The organism is Pseudonocardia sp. TMWB2A, assembly GCF_017312135.1.
Window position 1 is genome coordinate 6,309,409 of record NZ_QKQY01000002.1, and the last position, 18,449, is coordinate 6,327,857.

At 75.0% G+C, this 18,449-nt stretch carries 18 protein-coding genes; 11 read left to right on the plus strand and 7 right to left on the minus strand.

Features of this window, described 5'->3' with window-relative positions:
• Positions 1-50: 50 nt before the first annotated feature.
• Positions 51-1,295 (minus strand): cytochrome P450 family protein, encoded by a 1,245-nt coding sequence (locus tag DMP17_RS44105; RefSeq protein WP_337832592.1) that lies wholly within the window; start codon positions 1,293-1,295, stop codon positions 51-53.
• A gap of 94 nt (positions 1,296-1,389) precedes the next feature.
• Here DMP17_RS44105 and DMP17_RS44110 point away from each other — a divergent pair, with 94 nt between their 5' ends.
• The 4 genes from DMP17_RS44110 to DMP17_RS44125 all read left to right on the plus strand — a co-directional run bounded on the left by DMP17_RS44110 (position 1,390) and on the right by DMP17_RS44125 (position 4,641).
• Entirely contained in the window at positions 1,390-1,905 is a 516-nt protein-coding gene (locus DMP17_RS44110; RefSeq protein WP_226355038.1) for a hypothetical protein, read from the plus strand.
• Between the two features lie 67 nt (positions 1,906-1,972).
• The gene (locus DMP17_RS44115; RefSeq protein WP_226355037.1) at positions 1,973-2,818 is read left to right on the plus strand and encodes a DUF4097 family beta strand repeat-containing protein; all 846 of its coding nucleotides are present in this window, start codon (positions 1,973-1,975) and stop codon (positions 2,816-2,818) included.
• Positions 2,819-2,869: 51 nt separating this feature from the next.
• Positions 2,870-3,820, plus strand: coding sequence for an ATP-binding cassette domain-containing protein (locus DMP17_RS44120; protein ID WP_337832593.1), 951 nt, complete (start codon positions 2,870-2,872; stop codon positions 3,818-3,820).
• Complete coding sequence (locus DMP17_RS44125; protein ID WP_337832594.1) at positions 3,817-4,641, plus strand: ABC transporter permease; 825 nt, start codon at positions 3,817-3,819, stop codon at positions 4,639-4,641. The genes DMP17_RS44120 and DMP17_RS44125 overlap by 4 nt, the downstream gene beginning before the upstream one ends.
• Before the next feature lie 4 nt (positions 4,642-4,645).
• Here DMP17_RS44125 and DMP17_RS44130 read toward each other — a convergent pair whose 3' ends face one another.
• Positions 4,646-5,923 carry a cytochrome P450 family protein gene (locus DMP17_RS44130; RefSeq protein WP_226355034.1) on the minus strand — a complete coding sequence of 426 codons (1,278 nt, stop codon included), beginning with the start codon at positions 5,921-5,923 and terminating at the stop codon, positions 4,646-4,648.
• Between the two features lie 133 nt (positions 5,924-6,056).
• Here DMP17_RS44130 and DMP17_RS44135 point away from each other — a divergent pair, with 133 nt between their 5' ends.
• Genes DMP17_RS44135 through DMP17_RS44145 form a run of 3 tightly spaced genes read left to right on the plus strand, consistent with a single transcriptional unit; the run spans position 6,057 to position 8,243 of the window.
• Entirely contained in the window at positions 6,057-7,049 is a 993-nt protein-coding gene (locus tag DMP17_RS44135; RefSeq protein WP_337832595.1) for a DUF808 domain-containing protein, read from the plus strand.
• A gap of 14 nt (positions 7,050-7,063) precedes the next feature.
• Positions 7,064-7,531, plus strand: a complete 468-nt coding sequence (locus DMP17_RS44140) for a cupin domain-containing protein (protein WP_308817960.1) — start codon at positions 7,064-7,066, stop codon at positions 7,529-7,531.
• Between the two features lie 7 nt (positions 7,532-7,538).
• On the plus strand, positions 7,539-8,243 hold the full coding sequence (locus tag DMP17_RS44145) for a YwaF family protein (protein ID WP_226355031.1): 705 nt from the start codon (positions 7,539-7,541) through the stop codon (positions 8,241-8,243).
• Here DMP17_RS44145 and DMP17_RS44150 read toward each other — a convergent pair.
• Positions 8,200-9,138 (minus strand): LysR family transcriptional regulator, encoded by a 939-nt coding sequence (locus DMP17_RS44150; protein WP_337832596.1) that lies wholly within the window; start codon positions 9,136-9,138, stop codon positions 8,200-8,202. The genes DMP17_RS44145 and DMP17_RS44150 overlap by 44 nt on opposite strands.
• Before the next feature lie 104 nt (positions 9,139-9,242).
• Between DMP17_RS44150 and DMP17_RS44155 the strand changes: the two genes are divergently transcribed.
• Positions 9,243-10,316, plus strand: coding sequence for a tartrate dehydrogenase (locus DMP17_RS44155; RefSeq protein ID WP_062400013.1), 1,074 nt, complete (start codon positions 9,243-9,245; stop codon positions 10,314-10,316).
• A 47-nt stretch (positions 10,317-10,363) separates the two neighbouring features.
• Here the strand turns inward: DMP17_RS44155 and DMP17_RS44160 are convergent, their stop codons facing one another.
• Entirely contained in the window at positions 10,364-10,765 is a 402-nt protein-coding gene (locus DMP17_RS44160; protein ID WP_337832597.1) for a hypothetical protein, read from the minus strand.
• Positions 10,766-10,803: 38 nt separating this feature from the next.
• Here DMP17_RS44160 and DMP17_RS44165 point away from each other — a divergent pair, with 38 nt between their 5' ends.
• Positions 10,804-11,694 carry an alpha/beta fold hydrolase gene (locus tag DMP17_RS44165; protein ID WP_337832598.1) on the plus strand — a complete coding sequence of 297 codons (891 nt, stop codon included), beginning with the start codon at positions 10,804-10,806 and terminating at the stop codon, positions 11,692-11,694.
• A gap of 10 nt (positions 11,695-11,704) precedes the next feature.
• Here DMP17_RS44165 and DMP17_RS44170 read toward each other — a convergent pair whose 3' ends face one another.
• Complete coding sequence (locus DMP17_RS44170) at positions 11,705-13,426, minus strand: sigma-54-dependent Fis family transcriptional regulator (RefSeq protein WP_337832599.1); 1,722 nt, start codon at positions 13,424-13,426, stop codon at positions 11,705-11,707.
• Between the two features lie 141 nt (positions 13,427-13,567).
• On the opposite strand from DMP17_RS44170, the gene DMP17_RS44175 reads away from it, so the two are divergent.
• Together DMP17_RS44175 and DMP17_RS44180 are read left to right on the plus strand one after the other, a co-directional pair.
• Positions 13,568-15,040 (plus strand): flavin-containing monooxygenase, encoded by a 1,473-nt coding sequence (locus DMP17_RS44175; RefSeq protein ID WP_226355025.1) that lies wholly within the window; start codon positions 13,568-13,570, stop codon positions 15,038-15,040.
• Positions 15,041-15,074: 34 nt separating this feature from the next.
• The gene (locus DMP17_RS44180) at positions 15,075-15,884 is read left to right on the plus strand and encodes an alpha/beta fold hydrolase (protein WP_226364575.1); all 810 of its coding nucleotides are present in this window, start codon (positions 15,075-15,077) and stop codon (positions 15,882-15,884) included.
• Between the two features lie 24 nt (positions 15,885-15,908).
• Here DMP17_RS44180 and DMP17_RS44185 read toward each other — a convergent pair whose 3' ends face one another.
• Both DMP17_RS44185 and DMP17_RS44190 read right to left on the minus strand, forming a co-directional pair.
• Positions 15,909-16,526 carry a TetR/AcrR family transcriptional regulator gene (locus DMP17_RS44185; protein ID WP_226355023.1) on the minus strand — a complete coding sequence of 206 codons (618 nt, stop codon included), beginning with the start codon at positions 16,524-16,526 and terminating at the stop codon, positions 15,909-15,911.
• Positions 16,523-18,400: a flavin-containing monooxygenase gene (locus DMP17_RS44190; protein WP_337832600.1), complete on the minus strand. Its 1,878-nt coding sequence runs from the start codon at positions 18,398-18,400 to the stop codon at positions 16,523-16,525. The genes DMP17_RS44185 and DMP17_RS44190 overlap by 4 nt, the downstream gene beginning before the upstream one ends.
• Positions 18,401-18,449: the final 49 nt, after the last annotated feature.

The following is an 18,449-nucleotide window of genomic DNA, read 5'->3' on the forward strand; positions in this document are numbered from 1 at the left end:
CCGGAACCGGGCACGACGGCAGCACGGGTGTGGTCGCGCAACACCGGCGGTCAGGGCGCGTCGACCCGCACCTCGAGCGACCCGAGGCGCTCGAACCCCAGGTCCGACGGCCCGTCGGCCGGCGTGGCGAGCCGCAGCGCGGGGAACCGCTCGACCAGCGCGTGCAGCGCCACCTCGATCTCCTGGCGGGCCAGCGCGGCCCCCAGGCAGTAGTGGGCGCCCTGGCCGAACCCGAGGTGCCCCTCGCCACGACCCGGGTCCCGGGTCACGTCGAGCTCGTCGGGCCGGTCGTGCCGGCGCGGGTCGAAGTTCGCGGTGACCAGCCCGGCCGTCACCGACTCTCCCGCCGCGATCCGGGTGTCGCCGACGACGACGTCGGTGCTCGCGTACCGGGGCGTGCTCACCGGGACCGCGCCGCAGGTCCGCACGATCTCGTGCACCGCGGTGGGCCACCGCCACGGCTCGGCGCGCAGCGTCGCGAGCTGGTCGGGGCGGGTCAGCAGGGCCAGCGTCGCCCGGGACAGCACGTGCGAGGTCGTCTCGAACCCGGCGACGACCAGGTCGAACAACAGGACGTCCAGCTCGTCGGCGGTGAGCCGGTCGCCGTCGTCGTGCACCGCGACGAGCACGTCGACCAGGTCGTCGCGCGGGTCGGCCCGCCGGGCCGCGACGAGCTCGTGGATCTGCGCGACGACGGCGCGCGCCACGTCGGGCATCCGCTCCGGGTCGGGTGCGACGAGCAGCGCGGCCAGCTCCCGCCAGAGTCCGCGCTGCTCCACCGGGACGCCGACGAGCTCGCAGATCACCGCGATAGGCAGCGCGCGGAACACCGTGGGCAGCAGGTCGACCGGACTGCCGTCGGCACCGGCGGCCGCGACGTCGTCGAGCAGCTCGGCGGTGAGCTGCTCCACGCGCGGGCGCAGCGCGGCGACCCGGCGCACGGTGAACGCCCGCGAGACGAGCCGGCGCAGCCGGGCGTGGTCGGCGCCGTCGCGGACGAGCAGGCCCCGGCCGAGGTGGTCGAGGTCCGGCGGCAGCCCGAGCCCCGTCAGGAGCGCGCCCATGACGTCCCCGGCACCGGGCACCCCGGTGGGGTCGTTGCGGAACCGCGGGTCGAGCAGCAGGGCGTGCACGTCGTCGTGCCGGGTGACGAGCGACGCGGCGCCCATCGGCGACTCCGGCATCGCGACGACGGGCCCCTGTTCGCGCAGGCGCCCGAAGGCGGCGACCGGGCAGGTGGTGCGGTCCACGACGTACTCCTTCGACGGCGTCAGCAGGTCCGGTCCATCGGACACCGTGCCGTCGCGGCAGGGTCAAGCCCGCACCGCCGACCGACCTCCGTGGCGCCACACCCTTGACGATGGTGCCATCGTGCGCCATAGTTGCGCCATGGAGTTGGACGGATATGTCGACCGCCTGCGCACCGAGTTCGCCGCACTGGGCGAGGCCGCGGGCGAGGACACGCGGGCGGCCGCGGAACGGCTGCTCACGCCCCTGACGTCGACGACCCGCCTGGTCCTGCTCGAGGCGCTGGCCGCGGCGGCCGACGAGATCACCCTCGAGCTCGCACCGGGGTCGGTGCACGTGCGGCTGCGCGGCAGCGACCCCGAGTTCGTCGTCACCGCGGGGTCGGCCGCACCGTCGGCACCCCCGGCGACGACGGAGGCGCCACCCGTGGCGCCATCGGCGCCGGCGGGCGCCGACGGCGAGTCCGGGCCGGTCGCCCGGATCAACTTCCGGCCGCCGGAGACGCTCAAGACCCGGATCGAGGAGGCCGCCGGGCGGGACGGTCTCAGCGTGAACACCTGGCTGACCCGTGTGGCCGCGGCCGCGCTGGACCGCCCCGCCACCGCACCCGACCGTCCCGACGCCGCCCGCCGCGGCCGCGTCGGCTGGTTCGGCTGAGCCACCCGACCCCTGCCACCCACCCCTGACTCACGGCGTCACCGCGACGCCGAGGAGGCGATGCCCCGTGCCCACCTACGACACCCCCGAGCCCGTCACCGCGATCGTCGACCTCGCCATCGGCGAGCTGCGGGTGACCGCGTCGGACCGCACCGACACCGTCGTCGAGGTCCGCAGCTCCGACGCCGACCGTGCCCACGCCGACCGGGTCCGGGTCGAACTGACCGGGCGGGAGCTGCGCGTCACCGGCCCGCAGCTCGGGCTGCTGCAGAAGCTCACCCCGCGCACCCCCGGCCGCTCGATCGAGGTCGGGATCGCCCTGCCCGCCGGGTCGGCGCTGACCGCCGCCACCACCTACGGCGGGATCGTCGTCGAGGGCCCGCTCGGGGCCTGCGAGGCCCGCACCCGCTTCGGCGACGTCCGCGTCGACGACGCCGCCTCCGCCGACCTGAGCACCGGCTTCGGCCACGTCCGGATCGGCGGCACCGTCACCGGGGACGCCACGGTCCGCTCCGACCACGGCGGCATGCAGATCCACCGCATCGGCGGCACCGCGACGCTGAGCAGCAAGCACGGCGGCATCCGCGCCGACGAGCTGACCGGCGACGCCGAGCTGACCGGCACGCACGGCCCCATCGACGTCGACGAGCTCGGCGCGGGCGCCCGCGTGCGCACCGCCTACGGCGACGTCCGGCTCGGCCGCGTCCACCGCGGCGAGGTGTCGCTGACCAGCACGCACGGCCGGCTGGAGATCGGCGTCGCGCAGGGCAGCGCCGCCTGGCTCGACCTCGACACCACCGGCCGGGTCGGCAACGACCTCGCACCGCGCGAGGCCCCGGACGGCGACGCCGTCGACACCGTCGCCGTGCACGCCCGGTCCCGCGAGGGCGACATCGTCGTCCGCCGCGCCTGACCCCCGCCGTCCGCGATCCCACCCACGAGCCCGTCCACGAGAGGAACCACCGTGCCCACACCTCCGCCCGCGATCGCCGTCGCCGCCCTGCACAAGTCCTACGGCGACCACGCCGTGCTCCGCGGCATCGACCTCGACGTCCCCGCCGGGACGGTGCTCGCTCTGCTCGGCCCCAACGGGGCCGGCAAGACGACGCTGGTCCGGATCCTGTCCACGCTGCTGCCACCGGACTCCGGACGCATCCGCATCGCCGGGCGCGACCCGGCGACCGACCCCGACGGCGTCCGCGCCGCGATCGGGGTGACCGGCCAGTTCTCGGCCGTCGACGGCCTGCTCACCGGTGTGGAGAACCTGCGGCTGATGGCCGACCTGCACCACCTGCCCCGCGACGCCGGCCGCGCCCGCACCCGGGAGCTGCTCGACCGCTTCGGCCTCGCCGACGCCGCGGACCGGCGCGCGGGGACGTACTCCGGCGGGATGCGGCGCCGCCTCGACCTGGCCATGACCCTCGTCGCCGACCCCGACGTGCTGTTCCTCGACGAGCCGACCACCGGGCTGGACCCGCGCAGCCGCCGCGACCTGTGGGACGCCGTGCGCGACCTCGTCGGCCGCGGCGTGACCGTGCTGCTGACCACCCAGTACCTGGAGGAGGCCGACCAGCTCGCCGACGACGTCGCCGTCCTGGACGGGGGCCGGCTCGTCGCGCGCGGCACCCCGGCGCAGCTCAAGGCCCGGGTCCCCGGCGGGCACGTGCGCCTGCGCTTCGCCGACGACGGCGCCCTCGCCGCCGCCCGCTCCGTGCTGCCCGCGGCGGTGGCCGACACCGCCGCGGTGACGCTGCAGCTGCCCGCCGCCGGGGCCCGCGACCTGCGGGACCTGCTGGACCGCCTCGCCGGGACCGGGGTGGAACCCGAGGAGCTGACCACCCACACGCCCGACCTCGACGACGTCTTCCTGGCCCTCACCGGCCACCCGAGCACCCCGGAGGTGGCCGCGTCATGAGCGCCGCCGTCATGGACACCACCGCCCTCGACCGTCCCCGCCTGCTCACCGACTCGGTGACGATGCTGCGCCGCCGCATCCGGCACCTGCGCCGCTACCCGTCGCTGACGATCATGCTGATCGCCCAGCCGCTGGTGTTCCTGCTGCTGTTCGTGGTCGTCCTGGGCGGCACGATGGGCGCCGGGCTGGGCGGTGACCGCAGCGACTACCTGGCCTTCGTCACCCCCGCGGTGCTGCTGCTGACCGTTGCGAGCGTCGCGATGGGCACCGCCATCGGGGTCGCCACCGACATGACCGAGGGCGTCGTCGCCCGCTTCCGGACGATGGCGATCGCCCGGTCCAGCGTCCTCACCGGGCACGTCGTCGGCGCGTTCGTACAGACCGCGGTCGGTCTGGTCGTCGTGCTCGGGGTGGCGCTGGCGCTCGGGTTCCGCAGCGGTGCCGGGCCGCTCGCCTGGCTGGGCGTCGCCGGGATGTTGGCGCTGCTCACGGTCGCCCTGACCTGGCTGACCGTGGCCCTCGGGCTCGCCGCCGCCAGTGTGGAGACGGCCAGCAACACCCCGATGTTCCTGATGCTGCTGCCGTTCCTGGGCAGCGGGTTCGTGCCGGTGGACTCGATGCCGGTCGGGCTGCGCTGGTTCGCCGCGTACCAGCCGTTCACCCCGGTCATCGACACCCTGCGCGGTCTGCTCGGTGCCGGGCCCGGCAGCGGGGCAGGGCTCGGCACCGACGCCGCGCTCGCCGTCGGCTGGTGCGTGGTGATCACCGTCGGGAGCCTGCTGTGGTCGCGCCGGCTCTACGAGACCCGCGCGGCGCGCTGAGCGTCTACTCCGCCGGCGGACGGTCGACGTGGACGGGCAGGGCGGGCAGCCGCTCGAACCCCAGCCGCGACGGGCCGTCCGCCGGTTCGGCGAGCCGGAGCCCCGGGAAGCGCGTGACCAGCGCCGACAGCACGACCTCGACCTCCTGTCGGGCCAGCGCGGCGCCGAGGCAGTAGTGCGCACCGTGCCCGAACCCGAGGTGCCCCTCGCCGCGGCCGGGGTCACGGCGCACGTCCAGCTCGTCGGGCCGGTCGACGACGCGCGGGTCGAAGTTCGCCGGCAGCAGGCCGGGCAGCACCGCGGTCCCGGCGGGCACCGACGTCCCGGCGATCTCCAGGTCCTCGGCCGCGTAGCGCGGGGCACCGGCCGGGATCGGGCCGCAGGTGCGGACCAGCTCGTGCACCGCCGTCGGCCACAGCTGCGGGTCGGCCCGCAGCGCGGCGAGCTCGTCCGGGCGGCTGAGCAGCGCGAGGGTGCCCTTGGCCAGCACGTGCGCGGTCGTCTCGAACCCGGCGACGGTCAGGTTCACCGTCATGTCGACGAGCTCCTGCTCCGAGAGCCGGTCGCCGTCCTCGTCGTGTGCCGCGACCAGCCCGGACAGCAGGTCGTCGGCCGGCTCCCGGCGACGGGCCCCGATCAGGTCCCGGACGTGGGCGACCATCCCCCGGGCGACGTCGGGCATCCGCCCGGGGTCGGGCTGGATCAGCAGCCGGGCGAACTCCCGCCAGCGGTCCCGGTCGGCCTCCGGCACGCCGACGAGCTCGCAGATGACCGCGATCGGCACCGGGTAGGCCAGCGCCTCCACCAGGTCGACCGGGGTGCCGTCGGCACCGGCCGCGGCGACGTCGTCGAGCAGGCCGTCCACGATCGCCCCGACCCGGGGGCGCAGCCCGTTCACCCGGCGCACCGTGAACGCCCGGGACACCAGCCGGCGCAGCCGCGCGTGGTCCTCGCCGTCGCGGCCCAGCATCGGACGGCGGAGCAGGTCGAGGTCCTCGGGCAGCCCGATCAGGCCGGTCTGGGCGTTGCGCAGGAAGTTCTCCGCCTCCGGCACCGCGGCGGCGTCGTGCCGGAAGCGGTCGTCGGTGAGCATCGCGCGGACCTCGGCGTGCCGGGTCACCATCAGCCCCTGCTGGGTCGGCCGGCCGGGCACCTCCAGCGGGATCTCGACGGCCGCGGCCACCTCGCGCATCCCCGAGAAGGCGGCGACCGGGTCCGACGGGTCCACGGTGTCCGGCCCGGAGGTCGCCGCAGCCGGGGTGGTGGTCGTGTGCTCTGCCATGCGGACAGTCGACACCGTGCCGTCGCGGCACGGTCAAGCCCCGCGATCGTGCAGGTTCGGTCCCGTTCGTCCCGCTCTCCCCGTAGGCTCCGCGCGTGCGCACGGATTCGGCCATGCAACGGACGGTGACCCGGTGAGCGGACTGTTCGCCCTGCTCGACGACGTCGCGGCGCTGGTGCGCCTGACGACGGCCTCCCTCGACGACGTCGCCGGGGCCGCCGGGCGCGCCGGGGCCAAGGCCGCGGGTGTGGTCGTCGACGACGCCGCGGTCACCCCCCGCTACGTCCAGGGCCTCAAGCCCGAGCGCGAGCTGTCGATCATCTGGCGGATCGCCAAGGGCTCGCTGCGCAACAAGATCGTGTTCATCCTGCCGGTCGCGCTGATCCTGTCCCAGTTCGCGCCGTGGCTGCTGACCCCGATCCTGATGGTCGGCGGCTGCTACCTGGCCTACGAGGGCGCGGAGAAGCTCTGGGAGTACTTCTCCGGCCACTCCGAGCACCCCGAGGAGCGCGACGAGAAGGTCGCCGCGGACCCGGCGGAGAACGAGCGCCGGGTCGTCTCCGGTGCCGTGCGCACCGACTTCATCCTGTCCGCCGAGATCATGGTCATCGCGCTGAACGAGGTCGCGAGCGAGGGCATCGTCGCCCGGGCGGTCATCCTGGCCGTCGTCGCCGTCGCGATCACCGCGCTCGTCTACGGCGCGGTCGCGCTCATCGTGAAGATGGACGACGCCGGCCTGGCCCTGGCGAAGCGCGGCTCCGGCCCCGTCGCGTCGTTCGGGCGCGGGCTGGTGAAGGCCATGCCGATCGTGCTGACGACGCTGTCGGTCGTCGGCGTCGCGGCGATGCTGTGGGTCGGCGGGCACATCCTGCTCGTCGGGATGGACGAGCTGGGCTTCTCCCCGATCTACGACCTGGTGCACCATCTGGAGGTGGCCGTCGCCGACGCGACCGGTGCGCTGGGCGGGTTCCTGGGCTGGCTCACCAACACCGTCGGCTCGGCGATCCTCGGGGTCGTCGTCGGCGCGGTGATCGTCGCCGTGGCGCACCTGATCCCGAAGCGGAAGAAGAACGACACCGACGACACCGACGACACCGACGAGACCGCCGGGACCGCCGGCGCCTGACCCGGGAGGCCGCCGTGAGCCGCATCGAGATGCCGTCCGGCGAGACCATCGACGTGCTGCACAGCGGCGCCCCGGCCTTCGAGTTCGAGGCCGTCGTCCCGCCCGGGGTGGCCGGTCCCCCGCCGCACCGGCACCGGGGCGCCACCGAGTCGTTCACCGTGCTCGAGGGCGTCCTGCGGGTACGGGTCGGGGGCTGGACGAGCCTGCTGCACCCCGGCGACGGGATCGTGGTGCCGCCCGGCGTCACGCACTCGTTCGGCAACGGGGGCGACGGCCCGGTGCGCGTGCGCACCGTCGAGACCCCCGCCGGGTCCCTGGAGGAGCAGTTCCGGATCCTGGCGACGGCCGGGCGGCTGCCGCCGCTGCGCCGCCTCGCGCGGCTCAACGTCGCCCACGACCTGGACTTCTCCCTCGCCGGGATCCCCGACGCGGTGCAGCGCCCGCTGTGGCGGTTGCTCGCGGCGCTGCCCGGTCCGTCATGATCGGGCGATGGGAGACACCGGCGTCTTCGTGCCCTACGGCGCGACCCACTGGGCCGCGCTGACCGTCGGGGTCCTCGGCGCCGTCGCGCTGGTGGCCCTGGGACGACGGCTGCGCGGCACCCCCGCCGAGCTGCGCGTCTCGCGGGCGTTCGCCGTCGTGGTCGTCGTGCTGCTGGTGCCGCTGCAGCTGCGGCTGCTGACCCCGCAGACCTTCGACGTGCACATCTCGCTGCCGCTGCAGCTCTCGGACCTGTCCTGGGTCACCGCCGCGGTCGCCCTGTGGACACGGCGCTGGTGGGCGTGCGCGCCGCTGTACTACTGGGGTCTCACGCTGACCCCGCAGGCGCTGCTCACCCCGGCGACCGACTCCCCCGACTTCCCGCACGTCGCGTTCCTGCACTTCTGGGCGCTGCACCTGCTGGTGACCTGGGCCGCGGTGTACCTGACCTGGGGCGCCGGGGTGCGGCCGACCTGGCGCGGGATGGGCGTGACGCTGGCGGCCACGATCGCCTGGGCGGCGGTGGTGCTGCCGTTCAACCTGGCGGCGGGCACCAACTACGGCTTCCTCGCCCACAAGCCGACCAACGCCTCCGCGCTGGACCTGTTGGGCCCGTGGCCGGTCTACCTGGTCGTCGAGTTCGTGCTGGTCGCGGTGGGATGGGCGGTGATCACGTGGCCGTGGACGCGGCGGCGGGAGCGGGAACCGGCCTGACCGGCAGCCGCTCCGCCAGCCCGTCGACGAGGTGGTCGAGCACCGCGCGGACCCGCCGGGGCGGGTCGGCCCCGTGCACCGCCAGCAGGTCCGCCGACGGGGTCGGGATGTCCGCCAGCACCTGCACCAGCTCCCCCGACGCGAGCAGCGGCGCGACCTGCCACAGCGAGCGCATCACCAGCCCGCGCCCGGCCCGGCACCACGCCGTCGCGACCTCGCCGTCGTTGCAGGTCATCGCGCCCGTCACGCGGACCCCGGCGGCGTCGGCGTCGGTCCCGAAGCGCCAGTGGGCGTAGGCGGTGTCGTTCTCCCGGATCACGATGCAGTCGTGTCCGGCCAGGTCGGCGGGGGTGCGCGGGGCCCCGCGGCGCCCCAGGTACGACGGCGCCGCACACACCACGCGCCGGTTGCGGTGCAGCACCCGGGCGTGCAGCCGCGAGTCGGGCAGCGGTCCGACGCGCACCGCGAAGTCGTAGCCGGAGCCGCCGACCGCGACCGGCAGGTGCGACAGCTCCAGGTCGATGCGCAGGTCCGGGTTGGCCGCCTCGAACGTGCCGAGCAGCGGCGCGACGTGCGCCCGGCCGAACCCCATCGACGAGTGCACCGCGATCCGCCCGTGCAGCCCCGAGCGACGACGGCCGATCTCGTCCTCCAGGTCGTCGATCCGGCCCAGCACGTCGCGGGCGCCCTCGGCGTAGCGGCGGCCCTCGTCGGTCAGGGTGAGACGCCGGGTGGACCGGTTGACCAGGCGCACGCCCAGGCGTCGTTCCAGGCGGGCGAGCCGCTTGCTGACCGCCGACACCGACACACCCCACTGGCGCGCCACCTCGGTCAGCGTGCCCGCGGCGGCGACCCCGGCGAAGAAGCGCAGGTCGTCGAACTCGGGCAGCTCCACGCCTGCTCCTTTCCCCTGCGGAAAGACTGTCCGGCCCGGACGACGGTTCACCGCGCCCGGTTCGCCGATCAGGATAGAAGCAACCGAGTCGAGGAGGACACGACATGACCGCGCATCGCATCGCCGTCATCCCGGGCGACGGGATCGGCAAGGAGGTCGTCCCGGAGGGCGTCCGTGTGCTGACCGCGGCCGCGGAGCGGTTCGGGATCGGGCTGGAGTTCACCGAGTTCGGCTTCGCGAGCGCCGACCACTGGCTCGAGCACGGCACGATGCTGCCCGAGGACTGGTTCGAGCAGCTGCGCGGCTTCGACGCGTTGTTCTTCGGCGCCGTCGGGTGGCCCGAGGTGCTGCCCGACCACGTGTCGCTGTGGGGCAGCCTGCTGCAGTTCCGCCGTCGCTTCGACCAGTACGTCAACCTGCGCCCGGCCCGGCTGCTGCCCGGCGTCGCCGCCCCGCTCGCCGGCCGCTCCCCCGGCGACATCGACATGCTGATCGTCCGGGAGAACACCGAGGGCGAGTACTCGTCGGTGGGCGGGCGGATGTTCGAGGGCACCGACCGCGAGGTCGTGATCCAGGAGACCGTCATGACGCGCACCGGCGTCGACCGGATCCTGCGCTACGCCTTCGAGCTCGCGCGGCGGCACCCGAACCGGCACCTGACCTCGGCGACGAAGTCCAACGGCATCGCGATCACCATGCCGTACTGGGACGAGCGGGTCGCGGCGATGGCGGCGCAGTACCCCGACGTCGACGTCGACTCCTCCCACATCGACATCCTCGCGGCGCGGTTCGTGATGAGCCCGGAGCGGTTCGACGTCGTGGTCGCCAGCAACCTGTTCGGCGACATCCTGTCCGACCTCGGACCGGCCTGCACCGGGACGATCGGCATCGCGCCGAGCGCGAACATCAACCCGGAGCGGGAGTTCCCGAGCCTGTTCGAGCCGGTGCACGGGTCCGCACCGGACATCGCCGGGAAGGGCGTCGCGAACCCGGTCGGCCAGATCTGGTGCGGGTCGATGATGCTGGAGCACCTCGGCGAGCACGAGGCGGCGGCGGCCGTGCTGGCCGCGGTCGAGGACGTCGTCGGGCGGGGCGGCGCGACCGTCACCCCGGACCTGGGCGGCACCGCGACGACCGCCGAGCTGGGCGCGGCGATCGCCGAGGTCGTGCGGGGATGAGCCCGTCCGGCCCCGGCCGGTGCGCCCCGGCGGCCGGGCGTCGCGTCTCAGCCCGCGAGGAGCGCGACCAGGCGACGGGCCGCGTCGGGCGGCAGCCTGCGACGGCCGCGCAGGTGCCGGAACACCGGCGCGAGCACCGGGTCGGCCAGCAGCTCGGCCCGCGGCACCGGCCGTCCGACCGGCACGACGACGCCCGCCGCGTGCCGTCCGCCGGGGTGCGGCTCGGCGGGACCGGTGAACGCGAACAGCGCCATCACGCCGCCGCCCGGCCCGGTGCGGTAGACCACGGCCCGATCGCCCGGCGCGGTCCCGGCCAGGCAGCAGGGCTCCGGAGGCGGGTCGGCGACCTCGTCGGCGTCCCAGAGCAGCACGGTGTCCGGCAGCCCCGCGTCGGGTCGCACGGGGTCGGTCGGCACGGGGTCGGTCGGCACGGGGCCCGGCAGCGGCATGCCGCCCGTCCTACCCCAGCCCGCCGGGGTCCGGCGCGATGAGCCCGCGGACCCTGCTGCCCGCCCCGTTCACCGCCCACACGGTCGACGCGGCGGGGACGGCGGTGCACACCGTGATCGGCGGATCCGGCCCGCCGCTGCTGCTCCTGCACGGCTACCCGCAGACCCACGCGATCTGGCACCGGGTCGCGCCGTTGCTCGCCGACCGGTTCACCGTCGTCGCGACCGACCTGCGCGGCTACGGCGACAGCGCCAAGCCGCCCCCGGGCCCGGACGACGCCGCCTACGCCAAGCGCGCCATGGCCGCCGACCAGCTCACCGTCATGCGGGAGCTCGGGTTCGACCGGTTCGCCGTCGCCGGGCACGACCGCGGCGGCCGGGTCGCGCACCGGCTGGCCCTCGACGCACCGGACGCGGTGTCGGCGCTGGCGGTGCTCGACATCGTCCCGACCCGGCACGCGTTCGACACCGCCGACGCCGGCTTCGGGCTGGGCTACTGGCACTGGTTCTTCCTCACCGCCCCGGCCGGGATCCCGGAGCGGCTCATCGGGGGCGACCCGGAGTTCTGGATCACCGCGCGGATGCGGTCGCGCCACCACGGCGGCACCCCGTTCGACGACCGCGCCGTCGCCGAGTACGTCCGCTGCTTCGCCGACCCGGCCGCGATCGCCGCGTCGTGCGCCGACTACCGCGCCGCGGCCGGGATCGACCGCGTCCACGACGGCGCGGACGCCGACCGGCGGGTGACCGCGCCGCTGCTGGCGCTGTGGGGCGCGCACTCCTTCGTCGGTCGGTCCTACGACGTCCCCGCGGTGTGGACCGGCTACGCCACGGACGTGCACGGGACGGCCCTGGACGCCGACCACTACCTGCCCGAGGAGCGCCCCGAGGAGGTGGCGCGGGAGCTCGCCGCGTTCCTGACGAGGTGATGCGGGCCGCTCAGTCCGTGATCCGGTACTGCGCGATCTTCCGGTAGAGCGTCGACCGGGCCACCCCCAGCGCCGCGGCCGCGGCGGCCCGGTTCCCGTCGGTGTCGCGCAGCGCGGCGACGATCGCGTCCCGCTCGGCCCGGTCCACCGCCCGCAGCGTCCCGGACGGCGCACTCTGGCAGGACTCGGGCAGGTCGGTCGCCTCGACCACACCCACCGGCCGCCGGCCCAGGGCCGCGGTCAGCGCGTCGCGCAGCTCGGTCACGTTCCCCGGCCACGGGTGCCTGCTCACCGTCCGCAGCGCCCCGGCGGACAGCCGCACGTCGCGGCCGGGGGCGAGCTCGGCGAGCAGCGCGGCGACCAGGCCGGGGATGTCACCGGGGCGGCCGCGCAGCGGCGGGACCGGCACCGACACCCGGAACCGGGCCAGCACGTCGTCGCGGACGGGGTCGGGGACGGCGGTGTCCGCGCGGGTGCCGGCCGTCGGCAGGTCCCCGCGCGCGACGGCGGGCGGCACCCCGGCGTCGCGCCGGTCGAGGTCGCGCAGCAACACCAGCGCCCGCTGCCCGGCCCGCCGGACGCGGTCGTCGAGGTCGGCGCCGTCGTCGTCCGGGCCGACCTCGACCACCGGGCCGGGCCAGGAGTCCGTGACCAGCCGCGCCCGGCCGGAGCCGGGCTCGCCGGTGACCAGCAGCGGTTCCCCCGCCCCCAGCGCCCCGGCGACGGCGGCCCGCGCCGCCCGCCAGGCCGGGCTCACCCCGTCGGCGTCGGGCCGCGGGGTCGCTGCGACCGGTCCGGCGGGGCCGCCGCCGTCGGGCTCGCGCAGCAGCGTCACCACCGCCACCAGGCCGGCGACCGACCCGCCGACCGGGACGACCGCGCCGCGCAGCCGGGCCCGCGTCCCCGACGGCAGGTCCACCCGGTCGTCGACACCGGGGCCACGGAGCAGCAGGAACCGGGCGTGGTCGGTCAGCGCGGCGTGGTCGCCCGCGTCGAGCAGGGTCTGCATCGCGGTGTTCGCCAGCACCGTGCGGCGCCCGACGGCGAGCACCGCCCGCCGGGTGCGGGACTCGGTGCGGGCGTAGGCGTCGAACAGGGCCTGCTGGGCGGGGTCGCGGTCGTGCAGCAGGGCGTCGGAGATGCGCGCGGCCGCGGAGCGCACCAGCGACAGCAGCAGCGGCGAGGAGTGCTCGGCGCGGCAGGACAGGTCGAGCACCGCCTCGATCCGCCCGGTCGCCGGGTCGCGCACCGGGGCGCCGGCGCAGGCGTAGTCGTGGAGCTGCTCGACGAAGTGCTCGGCGCCGACGATGTGCACCGGCCGGCCGGACTCCAGCACGGTCCCGACCCCGTTGGTGCCCACCGCGCCCTCCGCGTAGCCGAACCCGGCGGCGAACGCGTTGACGTCCGCGGACCGGGCGATCACCGCGTCGGTGTCCAGCCGCACCAGCAGCCGGGCCCGGTGGTCGGTGAGCGCGACGCACACCCCGATCCCGGCGACCTGCTCGACCAGCTGCTCCATCACCGGGCGCGCACAGCGGACCAGCCGGGAGCCGGTGTCGAGGTCGGGGTGGAACCGGTTCACGATCATCGCCGGGTCCACCCCGCCCGCGATGCTGCGCCGCCACGACGCGACGACGTGGCCGGGCACGCCGGGCAGCGCGACGTCGGGCCGGTCGAGCAGCTCGGCCCGCGCGGACACGAGCTCGCGGCGGCGTGCGAGCAGATCCCCCATCGACGCACCTCTCTGTGCTCGTCATCACATGATGCGTCACCGGTCAACACCTGTCGCTGTCCGAAGTTCGGACACCCGTGGGACGCCCGCTCCGACCTAGCGTCGGGTGACCGTCGTCACCCCTGCACCGGGAGGACCCCCATGGCCGCCACGACCACCGAGCACGTCGACGTCCTGATCGTCGGGGCCGGGGTGTCCGGCATCGGCGCCGCGCACCGGCTGCGGGAGGAGTTCCCGGAGCGGAGCTTCGTGCTGCTGGAGGCCCAGGACGCCCCCGGTGGGACCTGGTGGACGCACCGCTTCCCCGGTGCCCGCTCGGACAGCGACCTGTTCACCTACGGCTACCGGCACAAGCCGTGGAAGGGACCGTCGATCGCCGCGGGCGGGGAGATCCTGTCCTACCTCCACGAGGTCATCGACGAGGACGACCTCGCCGGGCACATCCGCTACCACCACCGCGTCACCGCGCTGAGCTGGTCGTCGGAGGAGAACCGGTGGACCGCGGAGGTGACGCGCACCGACACCGGCGAGACCCTGCGGATGACCGCGTCGTTCCTGTGGATGTGCCAGGGCTACTACAACCACGACGAGCCCTACACCCCGGAGTGGCCGGGCACCGAGCGCTTCGCCGGGACGGTCGTGCACCCGCAGTCCTGGCCGTCGGACCTCGACGTCACGGGGAAGAAGGTGCTGGTCATCGGGTCCGGCGCGACCGCGGCGACGGTCGTCCCGGCGACGGCCGCGACCGCCGGGCACGTGACGATGCTGCAGCGCTCGCCGTCGTACTGGTTCCCGGCGCCGACCGTGCACGAGCTCGCGACGATGCTGGAGCCGCTCGACCTGCCCGGCGAGTGGACCCACGAGATCCTGCGCCGCACCTACGTCCAGCAGCTCGACTGGCTGGCGACCACCGGCCGCGACGACCCGGACGCGCTGCACGAGTTCCTGGTCGAGTCCATCCGGCCGCTGCTGCCCGAGGGCACCGACGTCGAGAAGCACTTCGTCCCCCGCTACCGGCCGTGGCAGCAGCGCATCGCGTTCGTGCCCGACGGCGACTTCTTCGCCGCGATGCGCGAGGGGAAGGCCTCGGTCGTCACCGACACCATCTCCGAGTTCACCGAGAAGGGCGTGCAGGTCTCCTCCGGCGAGGTGATCGAGGCCGACGTCGTCGTCACCGCGACGGGCTTCGACCTGGCGGTGTTCGGCGACATCCCCTTCACCGTCGACGGCGAGCCGGTCGACTTCACCCGGCACGTCACCTGGCGCGGTCTGATGATCAGCGACATCCCGAACATGGCCTACGCCTTCGGCTACTTCCGGCACAGCTGGACGCTGCGGATCGACCTGGTCAACGACCTGATCGGCCGCATCCTGGCGCGCATGGACGAGCGCGGGGACCGGGTCGTCGTGCCCACGCTGCGGGAGCAGGACGCCGACATGCCGCGGCTGCCGTGGGTCTCGGAGGACAACTTCAACCCCGGCTACATCGGACGCTCCCAGCACCGCATGTTCGGGCAGGGCGACCGCGAGCCCTGGACCCACATGCACGAGCACGACGTCGACCGGGTCGAGCTGCCGAAGGCCGACCTCGACGACGGCCTGCAGTACCGCTGACCCCGACCGACCGCACACCCCGAGGAGACCCACCGTGCCCCGCATCCCCGTGTCCACCGGCGTCGAGCTGAACTACGAGACCGCAGGCGACGGCGACCCACTGCTCATGATCATGGGGACGTCCGGCGCGATCCCGCTGTGGGGCGAGCTCGCGTCCCGGCTCGCCGAGACCCACCGTGTGATCACCTTCGACAACCGGGGCCTGGGCGGCAGCGACCGCGGCGCCGGCCCGATCAGTGTCGGGTCGATGGCCGCGGACACCTCCGCCCTGCTCGACGCCCTGGAGATCCCGCGGGCACACGTGCTCGGCTGGTCGCTCGGGTCCGCGGTCGCGCAGGAGATGGCGCTGACCCGCCCCGAGCAGGTCGCGTCCGCGGTGCTGCTGTGCACCTGGGGACGGTGCGACGGCTTCCAGCGCTCGGTGCTCAGCGCGCTGCGGCTGCCCTACGTGCACCGCGACATGGAGTCCGCGCTGGCCACCTCGGGCCTGGCGTTCTCCCCGCAGCTGCTCGACCACCCGGACTTCGCGGCGATGCTGGAGCCGATGCTCCCGGCGTTCCCGCAGAACGAGGCGCAGATGCAGGTGACCGTCGAGCAGTGGGACGCCGACCTGGTCCACGACACGCTCGACCGGCTCGGCGGGGTCACCGCGCCGACGCTCGTCCTCGTCGGGGAGCAGGACCTGCTGACCCCGCCGTGGCAGTCCCGCGCGGTCGCCGACGCGATCCCGGGTGCGACGTTCGAGCTGGTCGGCGGACCGGGGTCGAGCCACGGAATGCACATCGAGCGGCCCGACGACATCTCGAAGCTCGTCACCGGGTTCCTGGGCGGGCAGCGCGTCTGACGGGGTCGGACCCGCCGGGGGGGGTCAGCGGACCCGCAGGCCGTCGAACAGCAGCGCCGTGTGCGCCGCGACGACCTCGTCGGCGTCGGCGTCGGACTCCCCGCGGATCCAGCCGCTCACCCCGTTCAGCATGTCGAGCAGCCCGAGCGCGGCCAGCGTCGGGTCGGTCTCCCGCAGCTCGCCGCCGCGCATGCCGGCGGCGAGCACGTCGCGGACGCGGCGGTGGTAGAGCCGCACGTGGGCGTCGATCTCGGCGCGGTGCTCCGGGGTCAGCGCCGCGCGCTCGTGCAGGCCCACGAGGTACTCGGTGCGCCGGCGCAGCAGGTGCCGGACGTGCGCACGGACCAGCTCGGCCAGCCGCTCGGCGGGGGTCCCGGCCGCGTCGAGCAGGGGCAGGTTCTCCTCCACCGGCTCCCGGGTCACGGTCAGGCAGATCGCGTAGAGGATCTCCTCCTTGGACCGGAAGTGGTGGTAGAGGCTCGCCCCGCGGATGCCGATCGCGTCGGCGATGTCGCGCATCCCGACCTGCGCGTAGCCCTGGTCGGCGAAGATCCGGGCGGCGGCCCGGACGATCTCGGCCCGGCGCTCGGTGGTCCGCTTGCGCCGGGCCGCGGGCTGCGGGATCCGGTCCGGGGCGGTCACCCTGCGGCCCCGGCCCGGAAGTCGGCGAGGTCGGCGGTGCGGGTCATCCGCCAATAGTCGACGATCCGCCACGGCATCGTGCACACCACCCGGCCCGCGGCGTTGCGGTACCAGTTCGTCATCCCCGGGTGGGTCCACAGCATCCGGGCGTGCGCCTCGTCGTGCCGCCGGGTCCACTCGGCCTCGACCTCGGGGCGGACCTCGACGGTGCGCAGCCCCCGCTCCGCCATCGTGACGACCAGGTCGACCAGGTAGCGGACCTGGCACTCGGCGATGGTGATGTAGCTGCCGCCGTGCCCCAGCACGGTGCCCGGGCCGCAGGTCACGAACAGGTTCGGGAAGCCGGGGACGGTGATGCCCAGGTGGGCGCGCGCGTCCTCGGGCCCCCACACGTCGGCGAGCCGGACGCCGTCGCGGCCGCGGATCTCGATCGGCCACAGGTAGCGGTGGGTGTGGAACCCGGTGGCGAGGACGACGACGTCGGCCTCCACCTCGGTGCCGCCGTCACCGCGCAGCCCGGTCGGGGTGACCTCGGCGACCCCCTCGGTCACGAGCGTGACGTCGTCCCGGCGCAGCGCCCGGTACCAGCCGTTGTCCAGCAGCATCCGCTTACCGAACGGCGGATAGGTGGGCAGCGCCTTCTCGACGAGGTCCGGGCGGCCGTCCAGCTCGGACTCCAGGTAGCGGGTGAACACCCGGCGGTGGGCGTCGTTGACGGCGTTCACCGACCGCTGCGGGTGCTCCCACTCCGGGTCCACCTGCAGGCTCGGGTGCACCCGGTCGTTGAAGTTCCAGGCCAGCCGGGCCCGGTACCAGCGGCGGTAGAACGGCACCCGCGCCATGAGCAGCGCGACGGCCGGGTCGACCGGGGTGAAGTAGACGTCGTTGGGCGCGACCCACTGCGGCGAGCGCTGGAACACGGTCAGCTCCCGCACCCGGCCGGCGATCGCGGGCACGACCTGCATCGCGCTCGCCCCCGCCCCGACGACGGCGACCCGCCTGCCGTCGAGGTCGAGGCCGGCCGGCCACTGCGCGGTGTGGAACGCCGGGCCCGCGAACGTGTCGAGCCCGGGGATGTCCGGGACCCGCGGCCGGTTCAGCGCGCCCGTGGCGCTGACCAGGATCCGGGAGGTGAACACGGCACCGTCGGCGGTGCGGGTGGTCCAGGTGCCGCGCTCGTCGTCCCAGTCGGCCCCGACGACCTCGGTGCCGAACCGGATCCGCTCGCGCAGCCCGTGGGTGTCCGCGACGTCGCGCAGGTAGGCCTGGACCTCGTCCCGCTTGCCGAAGTGGGTGCTCCAGTCCCGCGGGTGGAACGAGTAGGAGTACAGGTGGCTCGGGGTGTCGACGCCCGCCCCCGGGTAGGTGTTCTCGTACCAGCCGCCGCCGACGTCGTCGTTCTTCTCCAGGACGACGTGGGCGATCCCGGCCTCGGCCAGCTTGATCGCGGCGAGCATCCCGGAGACGCCCGCCCCGATGACCACGGCGTCGATGTCGGTGTCCGGCGCGACGCGGACCGGGGCGGAGGCGAAACCCATGTCCTCGGCGAGCATCTCGGCGTACTCCGGCGGGACGGGCTCGCCGTTGGCCAGCTCCAGCAGCTCGCGCAGGGCCTCACCGGTCGGGGCGGGCACCGCGGGCGGGCGGCCCGCGTCGTTCGCGGCGACCGCCTCGGCGACCGCCTCGCGGATCTCCGCGGCCACCTCGGGGGCGAACCCCCCGGGGTCGTTGTCGTCCATCCCCCGGCTGCGGGTGGGCCGGTACGGGTCGCGCAGCCAGCGGCGGTCGCCGGTCAGCTGGTGGAGCACCGGGACGAGCGAGGGCAGGTTCGCGTGTTCCAGAGCGCGCAGCAGCTCCGGGTCGGTCGAGGCCACGTCGTCCTCCTCGGTCGCTTGACATGTGCACGGGGTCACACCACTATCC

Bases quoted from the DNA above. Each gene is read 5' to 3' on its own strand.
- DMP17_RS44110 (WP_226355038.1), top strand. From the start codon at position 1,390: ATGGAGTTGGACGGATATGTCGACCGCCTGCGCACCGAGTTCGCCGCA.
- DMP17_RS44125 (WP_337832594.1), top strand. From the start codon at position 3,817: ATGAGCGCCGCCGTCATGGACACCACCGCCCTCGACCGTCCCCGCCTG.
- DMP17_RS44130 (WP_226355034.1), bottom strand. From the start codon at position 5,923: ATGGCAGAGCACACGACCACCACCCCGGCTGCGGCGACCTCCGGGCCG.
- DMP17_RS44145 (WP_226355031.1), top strand. From the start codon at position 7,539: ATGGGAGACACCGGCGTCTTCGTGCCCTACGGCGCGACCCACTGGGCC.
- DMP17_RS44155 (WP_062400013.1), top strand. From the start codon at position 9,243: ATGACCGCGCATCGCATCGCCGTCATCCCGGGCGACGGGATCGGCAAG.
- DMP17_RS44160 (WP_337832597.1), bottom strand. From the start codon at position 10,765: ATGCCGCTGCCGGGCCCCGTGCCGACCGACCCCGTGCCGACCGACCCC.
- DMP17_RS44165 (WP_337832598.1), top strand. From the start codon at position 10,804: ATGAGCCCGCGGACCCTGCTGCCCGCCCCGTTCACCGCCCACACGGTC.
- DMP17_RS44170 (WP_337832599.1), bottom strand. From the start codon at position 13,426: ATGGGGGATCTGCTCGCACGCCGCCGCGAGCTCGTGTCCGCGCGGGCC.
- DMP17_RS44175 (WP_226355025.1), top strand. From the start codon at position 13,568: ATGGCCGCCACGACCACCGAGCACGTCGACGTCCTGATCGTCGGGGCC.